Consider the following 9,356-nt stretch of genomic DNA (forward strand, 5'->3'; position numbering starts at 1 on the left):
GCGCTGAACCATCTATGGGAAACCGGTTTCACCCGCGCCGAACTGATGGCGCTGGGCTTGCGGCTGGGCGCCGACGTGCCGTTCTTTCTATATGGTCAAAACGCATTTGCGGAAGGCGTGGGCGAAGAACTCATGCCGCTGGAAACGCCCGATTGTTGGTATGTCGTCATCGAACCAGGTGTCGCCGCGCCGACCGCCGCCATTTTTGCCTCACCGGAATTGACACGGAATACAAAACCGGTCAGAATAACGGACTTTTCCAAGGCCTCCATCGGCTTCGGAAAGAACGACCTGCAAGTCGTGGCAACCAGGATGTTTCCACAGATCGCCGAGGCACTCGAAATGCTCGGGCAATATGGGGAAGCAAGGATGACCGGCTCTGGTGCGTGTGTGTTTTGTGGATTTACTCACGAACACGAAGCAGACCGGGCGATACGGGAAATCCGGGAAAGCGAACCGGCACATTGGAACGCTTGGAAAGCCCGGGCGATACAGCAACATCCGCTGTCGCACTTGTTGAAGTCATAGCCAAAATTTTTTGTGGCCGTATTTCAGTTGCGCCATGCGCACAAAATACGGCCACAAACGACCGGTTGTGTAGGGGAGTCGCCAAGTTGGTCAAGGCACCGGATTTTGATTCCGGCATTCGAAGGTTCGAATCCTTCCTCCCCTGCCATTAAATTCAAAATAAAAAAATACATACAAGCCGCCAACGCAAGACAAGAATGTCAAGCTATGGCGGCTTTCAATTTTAACCATTGCACTTAGGTACCTCATGGCGCTTGAAAACCTGATGGTTTTTACGGGCAATGCAAATCCGGAGTTGGCTGCCGGCGTTGCAAAACAGCTCGGCATTCCCCTCGGCAAAGCCGTTATCTCGAAATTTTCCGACGGCGAAGTGATGGTTGAAATCAACGAGAATGTGCGCGGCAAGGATGTATTCGTGCTGCAGTCGACCTGTGCGCCGACCAATGATCACCTGATGGAAATCATGTTGATGGTCGATGCGCTGAAGCGGGCCTCCGCCGGCCGCATCACCGCGGCGATCCCCTACTTCGGTTATGCCCGCCAGGACCGTCGTCCGCGCTCCGCCCGGGTGGCGATTTCCGCCAAGGTAGTCGCCAACATGCTCCAGGAAGCCGGTGTTGAACGCGTCTTGATCATGGATCTGCATGCAGACCAGATCCAGGGCTTCTTTGATATCCCGGTAGACAATATCTACGCATCGCCGATCCTGCTGAGCGATCTGGTGAGCAAGAATTACGATGACCTGTTGGTGGTGTCGCCCGATGTTGGCGGTGTCGTGCGCGCACGTGCACTCGCAAAGCGCCTGGATTGCGATCTTGCCATCATCGACAAGCGCCGTCCGAAAGCGAATGTATCGGAAGTGATGAATATCATCGGCGAAGTGGAAGGCCGCAACTGCGTGATCATGGATGACATGGTTGACACCGCCGGCACCCTGACGAAGGCCGCCGAAGTGCTAAAGGACCGTGGCGCAAAGAAGGTCATCGCGTATTGCACCCATCCGGTGCTTTCCGGTCCGGCGATCGAACGTATCGCAACATCGCCTCTTGATGAATTGGTCGTCACGGACACCATCCCGCTTACGCCGGCTGCGAAAGCATGCCACAAGATCCGCCAGCTCACCTGCGCCGATCTGCTTGCGGAAACGTTCAAGCGGATTTCCAAAGGCGATTCGGTGATGTCGCTGTTTGCGGACTAAGTTTTCGGTTGGCAATTTTTCCCGGCCAGTTTGAGCCGGGCGTGTTTGCCTGCCATGTTTGAATTCCCGGCTTCGAAGAAGCCGGCCTTTGAATCCCCTGGTCGCGGGGGATTAAACCGCAAGGCAAGACGCCTTGCATCTATTGGAGCTTCAAAATGAAAGTTATCGCATTCCCACGCAAAGAGCAGGGGTCCGGAGCGAGCCGCCGCCTGCGCAATGCTGGTCAAACCCCAGGCATCGTCTACGGTGGCACGAGCGCCCCTGTCGCAATCGCGCTCGACCATAACGCTCTGTTCCATGCCCTGAAAAAGGAAACATTCCATTCGTCGATCCTCGACATGGAAATCGAAGGCAAAGTGGAACAGGTTCTGCTGCGCGACTTCCAGATGCACGCATACAAGCAGCTAGTCATGCACGCTGACTTCCAGCGCGTCGATGCGAAGCAGAAGATCCACACCAAGGTGCCCCTGCACTTCATCAATGCGGAAGTATCTCCCGCAGTGAAGCTGTCCTCCGCCGTGATCAGCCACGTGATGAACGAGCTGGACGTCTCCTGCCTGCCGGGCGACCTGCCGGAATTCGTTGAAGTCGACCTCTCCAACATGGAAGCCGGCGGCACGATTCACCTGAGCGACATCCAGTTGCCGAAAGGCGTGACCGCCGTTCTGCACGGACAGGACGACCCGACGATCGCAACCGCAAGCATCCCAGCCGGCCAGGTATCCGCTGACGACGCTGCCGAAGGCGCATCGGACGACAAGAAGTAAATTGCATTTTCGGCTTGATAGCCGGGTGAAAAACCCGCCAACTTGGCGGGTTTTTTATTGCCCGCGTGTTTCCTTGCCGAATCCGGGATAATTGCCGCCTGAATCGACAACCATTTCCATCACCATGCCCATACGCCTGATCGCCGGCCTCGGCAATCCCGGACCGGAATACGAACTCACACGCCACAATGCGGGCTTCTGGCTGGTCGATGCACTGGCCAGCGGCGCACTGACGCGCGAGTCGCGTTACAACGCGCTGGTAGCAAAAAAGAACATCGCCGGCCAGGAGGTTTGGCTGATAGAGCCGCAAACCTACATGAACCGCTCGGGGCAATCGGTGGGCGCGCTGGCGCGTTTCTTTAAAATCGCGCCGGATGAAATCCTGGTGGTCCACGACGAGCTTGACCTGCCTCCCGGTGCGGCCAAGATCAAGAAAGGCGGTTCGTCGGGCGGGCACAACGGCCTGAAGGACATCACTTCTGCGCTCGGCACCCAGGATTACTGGCGCTTGCGTATCGGCATCGGCCATCCCCGATCGCTGAATCTGCAGCAGGCTGTGGTGGATTTCGTCTTGCATCGTCCCCGCAAGGAAGAACAGCCGCTGATCGACAGCGCGATCTCCAGCAGCCTCTCCGTGATCCCGCTGCTATGCGAAGGCAAGTTCGAAGCTGCGATGATGCAATTGCACACCGCGAAATGATCCGCGTTCATGCACCGTGCCTGAGGGACGAACGCCCGCAATGAGCATGATCACCATCAGCGCCGGACCAAAGGCCATGGAACACTTGCGCAATGCAGGTCTGCGCGCACAGGACATCGCGATCGTTCCCGCGGCGGCAGGCGGCCCCAAGGGGCTCATCTTTCAAAAGCTCGACCAATGGCTGTTCGGCACCTGGCTGCCTTCGGCGCCCCGGGAACGATCGCTGATCGGCGCCTCCATCGGCGCCTGGAGGATGGCTGCGGCATGTTCCGCCGACCCGGTCGCCGCCTTCCAGCGGCTCGGCGACCTGTATTGCGAACAACGCTATCCGCCCAAGCCGTCCCCGCAGACGGTCAGCGAGTTCTGCACCCGCTTTCTTGCGGATCTAATCGCCGGGGAGGAAGCGGCGGTCACGCAGCATCCCCACCATCGTCTGCATATCCTCGCATCGCGCGGCAGTCGCTTTTTGAAAGCGCCGCGCTTCAAGGCATCGGCCATGGTCGGATTCGGTGCCGCGGTGCTCGGCAACATGCTTTCCCGTTCCCAACTGGCGCATCATCTCGAACGCGTCGTGATTGGCGATGCGCGCGATCCGGCGTTCTGGCTGAAAGCGAAGTTCGATGCGTTCAACACCCATTTCTCACTGCTGTCAGCCGACAACATCCATTCCGCCTTGCTGGCCTCGGCCACGTTGCCCTTCATCATGGAGCCGGTCCGAGACGTCGCCCATGCCCCGGCCGGCACATACTGGGATGGCGGACTGATCGACTACCACCTGGCCCTGCCCTACTCGCGCGTTGTCGGCAACCCGGAAGGTGGATTGGTACTCTATCCGCATTTCGGTGCGCACCTGGTTCCCGGATGGTTCGACAAGCAACTCCCCTGGCGACGCGCGTCCATTGGGCGGAACCGTCACTGGCTGGATAACGTCATCCTGGTCTCGCCGTCAACCGCGTTTCTGCGAACGCTTACCCGCGGCAAGCTGCCGGACCGGAATGACTTTCTCTACTACGGCATCAATCACGATTTGCGTATCCTGAATTGGCAACTTGCCATCAGCGAAGGCGGCAGGCTGCGGGATGCATTCGCCGCCTTCGTCGAAAAACCCGACATGTCCATCGTGCGCCCGCTCTGACCGGCTGCTGAAAACAGCACGGGCAAGTCGATTTTCGGCCGTAAAGCGCACACATTCAAACCTGCGCCGAGCGTCACAGGCCGCAAAACGGGCCGCGCGGCAGTTTATCAACGGCCTGGGAACCTGTTCCAAGGGCTCGCTACGGTAAAATAGCGGGTTAATTCCTCTCTCAAGCGAAGCACATACCATGAGTCTCCAATGCGGCATCGTCGGCCTGCCTAACGTCGGCAAATCCACCCTCTTCAATGCGCTTACCAAAGCCGGGATCGCCGCCGAAAATTATCCTTTCTGCACCATCGAGCCGAACGTCGGCATCGTTGAAGTGCCGGACCCGCGCCTGCAGGCACTCGCAGAGATCGTGAAGCCGGAACGCATTCTCCCTGCGGTCGTGGAATTCGTCGATATCGCCGGCCTGGTTGCCGGCGCGTCCAAGGGTGAAGGACTCGGCAACCAGTTCCTGGCACATATCCGCGAAACTGATGCCATCGTGAACGTCGTGCGTTGTTTCGAAGACCCGAACGTGATCCACGTTGCCGGAAAGGTCAGTCCGCTCGACGACATCGCGGTCATCCAGACCGAACTGGCATTGGCCGACATGGGGACGGTCGAAAAGGCGATTCATCGTGAAAACAAGAAAGCGCGCTCCGGCGACAAGGAAGCGGCCAAGCTGGTGGCACTGCTGGAACGCATCATGCCCGAACTGAATGATGCCAAGCCGGTACGCGCACTGGGCCTGGATGCGGAAGAACTGGCATTGATCAAACCGCTCTGCCTGATCACCGCCAAGCCGGCAATGTATGTTGCCAACGTCTCGGACACCGGCTTTACCAACAATCCGCTGCTGGACCAATTGACCGCCTACGCGAAGGAGCAGAACGCTCCCATCGTCGCCATCTGCGCCGCCATCGAGGCCGAAATCGCCGATCTCGACGATGCCGACAAAGGCGAATTCCTGGCCGACATGGGCATGGAAGAACCGGGACTGGATCGCCTGATTCGCGCCGCCTTCAAGCTGCTCGGACTGCAGACGTATTTCACCGCCGGCGTGAAGGAAGTGCGCGCATGGACCGTCCCGGTCGGTGCCACGGCGCCGCAGGCGGCGGGTGTCATCCACACCGATTTCGAACGTGGCTTCATTCGCGCCCAGACGATTGCCTACGACGATTACATCGCCTACAAGGGCGAGCAGGGCGCCAAGGAAGCGGGCAAAATGCGCGCGGAAGGCAAGGAGTATGTCGTCAAGGATGGCGATGTGCTGAATTTCCTGTTCAACGTCTAACTCGACGCCTGCCCCATATCGACCCGTATTGCGCCGCCCGTAATCCCATGCCAACGCTTACCGAGCTGAACCTATATCCAATCAAGTCCTGCGCCGGCATCGCGCTGCGCGAAGCCACGATCACAGCGGCCGGTTTGATGACTGATCATATATATGACCGCGAATGGGTGGTCGTCGATATGGATGGCGAGTTCCTGACCCAGCGCGAGTTTCCGAAGATGGCGCTGGTCAGGCCGCGCCTCAAATCGGACATGCTGGAGCTGCGGGCACCGGGCATGCTCGGCCTCGATGTGCCGCTCGACCTGCCGGACCCGGATCATGCATCCACGCGTGACGTCAGGATTTGGGGCGATGTCGTGAAAGCCTACGATTGCGATGAAACGACAGCGACCTGGTTTTCCAAGTTTCTTGGCACACCATGCCGCCTAGTGCGTTTTCATCCGGATGCGAAGCGGATTGCCGACACCGCCCGAACCGGCGGCATGGAAGTCCCGGCCATGTTCTCGGATGGGTATCCGGTGCTGGTCATCTCGCAGGCGTCGCTGGCTGACCTGAACGGAAAGCTCGTTGCGTCGGGGCGGGATGCGCTGCCGATGAATCGATTCCGCCCGAATATCGTCATAGACGGGGTTGAAGCGTTTGAGGAAGACTACGCGGAATACATCCGGATCGGCGGCTCCGCGCTCAAGCCGGTCAAGCCCTGCCCTCGCTGCCCGATCCCGTCGATCGATCAGGCCACTGGTACCGCCGGACCGGACCCGATCGATGTACTGCGTACGTATCGCAGCAATCCCGATATCGGCGGCGGCATTGCGTTCGGCATGAACGCCATCCTTACCGAAGGTGAAGGTCAGATCCTGCGTATCGGTCAGGACGTGGAAATGCAGATTGCATTTCGTTAAAACTTGGTGTTTGCCGCTTCTTCGCCATTGTTGCGGTCGGGAATGAGTCGCGATAGTATGCGTGCACACCTGACAGGCGATTTCGGGAAATAAAGTACGGCCGCTGATAGGTGAATTGCCATCGGAGCGCATGCCTAATGTCGGACGAACTGATCTCTGAAAATCAGCGCTTGCGCATCTACCTGAACGAGCTGCTCGAACAGGCCCGCCGCAATCAGCAGATCCTGCGCCACCAGCACGCCCTGGATCTCGAAGTTATCGGCGCGGGGAGTTTTCGGGAACTGGTATCCAGCATCTTTCAGACCCTGCCGGTTTCATCCCGGCTCGACGTCGTCACGCTGCTGCTGATCGACCCGGCATATGACATTCGCCGCATATTGGCGGACCTGCAAATACCGTTGCGAGACTTCCCGCATTTGCTGTTCGCGCAGGACGAATCGGAATTCGGCGAGTTGTGCGGCCGCCTTGATCGGCCGCTGCTGGAACTCTACACCGAGCAGCGCCACGGATTCCTTTTCCCCGAACCGATTCCGATGCCGAAGAGTGTTGCCTTGATGCCGCTGCGGCGTCAGGGCCGGCTGATCGGCTGCCTGAATCTTGGCAGCTTCGATCCGACCCGCTTCTCGCCCGATATGGCAACCGACTTCATTGAACACCGCGGGTCGATCGTCGCCATATGCCTGGAAAATGTTCTCAACCATGAACGCCTCAAACACATTGGACTCACCGATCCGCTCACCGGCGTCAACAACCGCCGCTACGTCGAACGGCGATTGCTCGAGGAGATCGGCCGTACGCGCCGGCAGGGGTATGCATTGTCATGCATGTATATCGACATTGATCATTTCAAACAGATCAACGATCGGGTCGGACACCAGGCGGGCGATGAAGTGCTGCGGGAAGTCGCGGCGCGCATCAAGGCGGAACTGCGGATGACGGATGCACTTGGGCGTTTCGGCGGAGAGGAATTCGTCGTGATGCTGATCGACGCCGATTGCAAGGATGCAGCAAGCGTGGCGGAACGCATCCGGCAAAGCGTCGCGGAGCCGGCATTGGAACTTGGCAGCGGCGAGAAACTCGAGGTGACGGTATCGATCGGGGTAGCGATGCTGAATGAAACCGACGGCATCGAGCCAGTAGATGCAATTGCCCGCAGATTCATCGCCCGGGCGGACCGGGCATTGTACAGGGCCAAAAAGGAAGGTCGAAACCGGGTGGTCGCTGCGGACTAGCTCTTTTCGGATTGCAGCCGCTCATACTTTGCCTGCAACTCTTCCTTCGTTTCACGCCAGGCAGGATTGAATGGAATACAACTGACGGGACAAACCTGCTGGCATTGCGGCTCGTCATGATGACCAACGCATTCGGTGCACTTGTTCGGGTCGATCTCATAGATCTCGGTGCCCATGTAGATCGCATCGTTGGGGCACTCGGGCTCGCAAACGTCGCAGTTGATGCATTCGTCCGTAATCATCAACGCCATATGACCACTCCATTGACGGGACGAATCCCCCGCGCGCTTGCAAGCGCGCGAGGCGCAACCCGGTGCAAAACCATGTTTTGCAAAACCCCGGGCCGCGTGTCCGTAATCATCAACGCCATGTAACCACCTCAGTGACAGGACGAATACTCCACGCGCCTGCAGGCGCGCAAGGGGTGCGACGAGCAACCCGGTGCGACGCCGTGCTTTGCACAAACCCAGAATACGGTTGCGTAATCATCAACGCCATACGAACCATTAGAATATTCCGATAACCAAGAACGACTCTTACTTTATGTGCCGGCAGCCATCTTTGTTTTCAACCACTTTTCCACCGAGGGGAAGACGAATTTCGATACATCGCCGCCGAGTGTAGCGATCTCGCGCACGATGGTACCGGAAATGAATTGATATTGATCGGAAGGCGTCAGAAACAGGGTTTCGACATCCGGAAGCAAATAGCGGTTCATGCCCGCCATCTGGAACTCGTATTCGAAGTCGGATACCGCACGCAGACCTCGCACGATGACGCGCGCATCATGCCGTCGAACGAAATCCTTCAGCAAGCCGGAAAAACTTTCCACCTGCACATTCGGATAATGCCCGAGCACCTCATTGGCGATCAGCAGACGCTCATCGAGAGAGAAGAAAGGCTTTTTGTTTTTGCTGTCGGCAACGCCGACGATCAGCTTGTCAAACAATCCAGACGCCCTGCGCACCAGATCCTCATGTCCTCGTGTGAGGGGATCGAACGTTCCTGGATAAACTGCTGTGACCATCGTGGGCTCCGTGATCGAAAAGAAAGCGCATTATGCCTCAATTCGAGGCAAAGTATTGCGCTGCAGCACATGATAAAAAACCATGCCGGCCTTATCGGCTCGCACCACCTTCCAAGCCGCCAGCCAATCCGGCACCGATGCATCGCCCGTCAGTGAAAATTCAGACTCCACGTAGAGCAAGCCATCGTCCGAAAGAAGGCGATCGCATAACGGCAGCATTCTCGGCAACCAGTCTTGATGATACGGCGGATCAAGAAATATTACACCGAAGCGTGTCGATAGCCTTTGCACGGTCGTCCCCGCATCACCACGCAGAATGCTGACCTGTGAAGCCTGCAATTTGACTTTCGTCGCTTCGAGTTGCCGGACTGCAGCCGCACTGCCCTCCACCATCACCACCTCTGCAGCACCCCGGCTGGCTGCCTCAAATCCGAGTGCCCCGGTACCGGCAAACAAATCAAGACAGGCGACCTTCTCCCATGAGTTGTCCAGCAGATGGCCGAGCCAGTTGAACAAGGTTTCACGTACCCGATCGGGAGTCGGGCGCAAACCCTCAACTTCGAGCACGGGCAGCGGCGTGCGCTTCCA

General features: G+C 58.1%; 11 protein-coding genes and 1 tRNA gene. 9 read left to right on the top strand and 3 right to left on the bottom strand.

From position 1 onward, the window contains the following. The 9 genes from V7080_RS20040 to V7080_RS20080 all read left to right on the top strand — a co-directional run. A partial coding sequence (locus V7080_RS20040; protein WP_442947260.1) for a 4-(cytidine 5'-diphospho)-2-C-methyl-D-erythritol kinase occupies positions 1–528 on the top strand: 528 nt, incomplete at its 5' end. A 71-nt stretch (positions 529–599) separates the two neighbouring features. Then, positions 600–676: transfer RNA gene (locus V7080_RS20045), tRNA-Gln, on the top strand. Between the two features lie 99 nt (positions 677–775). After that, a complete protein-coding gene (locus V7080_RS20050) occupies positions 776–1,726 on the top strand; it encodes a ribose-phosphate pyrophosphokinase (RefSeq protein ID WP_326858291.1) in 951 nt (316 codons plus the stop codon). Between the two features lie 155 nt (positions 1,727–1,881). Next, positions 1,882–2,493 carry a 50S ribosomal protein L25/general stress protein Ctc gene (locus tag V7080_RS20055; RefSeq protein WP_334190162.1) on the top strand — a complete coding sequence of 204 codons (612 nt, stop codon included), beginning with the start codon at positions 1,882–1,884 and terminating at the stop codon, positions 2,491–2,493. 124 nt (positions 2,494–2,617) lie between these two features. Continuing rightward, positions 2,618–3,193: an aminoacyl-tRNA hydrolase gene (pth, locus tag V7080_RS20060; protein WP_334190163.1), complete on the top strand. Its 576-nt coding sequence runs from the start codon at positions 2,618–2,620 to the stop codon at positions 3,191–3,193. A gap of 40 nt (positions 3,194–3,233) precedes the next feature. Then, complete coding sequence (locus V7080_RS20065; RefSeq protein WP_334190164.1) at positions 3,234–4,328, top strand: patatin-like phospholipase family protein; 1,095 nt, start codon at positions 3,234–3,236, stop codon at positions 4,326–4,328. A 187-nt stretch (positions 4,329–4,515) separates the two neighbouring features. Then, positions 4,516–5,607 (top strand): redox-regulated ATPase YchF, encoded by a 1,092-nt coding sequence (gene ychF / locus V7080_RS20070; RefSeq protein ID WP_334190165.1) that lies wholly within the window; start codon positions 4,516–4,518, stop codon positions 5,605–5,607. A 47-nt stretch (positions 5,608–5,654) separates the two neighbouring features. Next, positions 5,655–6,509 (top strand): MOSC domain-containing protein, encoded by an 855-nt coding sequence (locus V7080_RS20075; RefSeq protein ID WP_334190166.1) that lies wholly within the window; start codon positions 5,655–5,657, stop codon positions 6,507–6,509. A gap of 137 nt (positions 6,510–6,646) precedes the next feature. Further along, positions 6,647–7,741, top strand: a complete 1,095-nt coding sequence (locus V7080_RS20080) for a GGDEF domain-containing protein (protein ID WP_334190167.1) — start codon at positions 6,647–6,649, stop codon at positions 7,739–7,741. Here V7080_RS20080 and V7080_RS20085 read toward each other — a convergent pair. The 3 genes from V7080_RS20085 to rsmD form a co-directional block, all read right to left on the bottom strand. Further along, the gene (locus V7080_RS20085; protein ID WP_334190168.1) at positions 7,738–7,992 is read right to left on the bottom strand and encodes a YfhL family 4Fe-4S dicluster ferredoxin; all 255 of its coding nucleotides are present in this window, start codon (positions 7,990–7,992) and stop codon (positions 7,738–7,740) included. The genes V7080_RS20080 and V7080_RS20085 overlap by 4 nt on opposite strands. 290 nt (positions 7,993–8,282) lie before the next feature. Then, positions 8,283–8,768 carry a pantetheine-phosphate adenylyltransferase gene (gene coaD / locus V7080_RS20090; RefSeq protein WP_334190169.1) on the bottom strand — a complete coding sequence of 162 codons (486 nt, stop codon included), beginning with the start codon at positions 8,766–8,768 and terminating at the stop codon, positions 8,283–8,285. Positions 8,769–8,798: 30 nt separating this feature from the next. Further along, a partial coding sequence (rsmD, locus tag V7080_RS20095; protein WP_334190170.1) for a 16S rRNA (guanine(966)-N(2))-methyltransferase RsmD occupies positions 8,799–9,356 on the bottom strand: 558 nt, incomplete at its 5' end.

It is taken from the genome of Noviherbaspirillum sp. (genome assembly GCF_036846085.1).
Taxonomy (GTDB): domain Bacteria; phylum Pseudomonadota; class Gammaproteobacteria; order Burkholderiales; family Burkholderiaceae_D; genus Noviherbaspirillum.

Coding starts and splice junctions, on each gene's coding strand:
- V7080_RS20050 (WP_326858291.1), top strand. CDS start 776: ATGGCGCTTGAAAACCTGATGGTTTTTACGGGCAATGCAAATCCGGAG.
- V7080_RS20055 (WP_334190162.1), top strand. CDS start 1,882: ATGAAAGTTATCGCATTCCCACGCAAAGAGCAGGGGTCCGGAGCGAGC.
- pth (WP_334190163.1), top strand. CDS start 2,618: ATGCCCATACGCCTGATCGCCGGCCTCGGCAATCCCGGACCGGAATAC.
- V7080_RS20065 (WP_334190164.1), top strand. CDS start 3,234: ATGAGCATGATCACCATCAGCGCCGGACCAAAGGCCATGGAACACTTG.
- ychF (WP_334190165.1), top strand. CDS start 4,516: ATGAGTCTCCAATGCGGCATCGTCGGCCTGCCTAACGTCGGCAAATCC.
- V7080_RS20075 (WP_334190166.1), top strand. CDS start 5,655: ATGCCAACGCTTACCGAGCTGAACCTATATCCAATCAAGTCCTGCGCC.
- V7080_RS20080 (WP_334190167.1), top strand. CDS start 6,647: ATGTCGGACGAACTGATCTCTGAAAATCAGCGCTTGCGCATCTACCTG.
- V7080_RS20085 (WP_334190168.1), bottom strand. CDS start 7,992: ATGGCGTTGATGATTACGGACGAATGCATCAACTGCGACGTTTGCGAG.
- coaD (WP_334190169.1), bottom strand. CDS start 8,768: ATGGTCACAGCAGTTTATCCAGGAACGTTCGATCCCCTCACACGAGGA.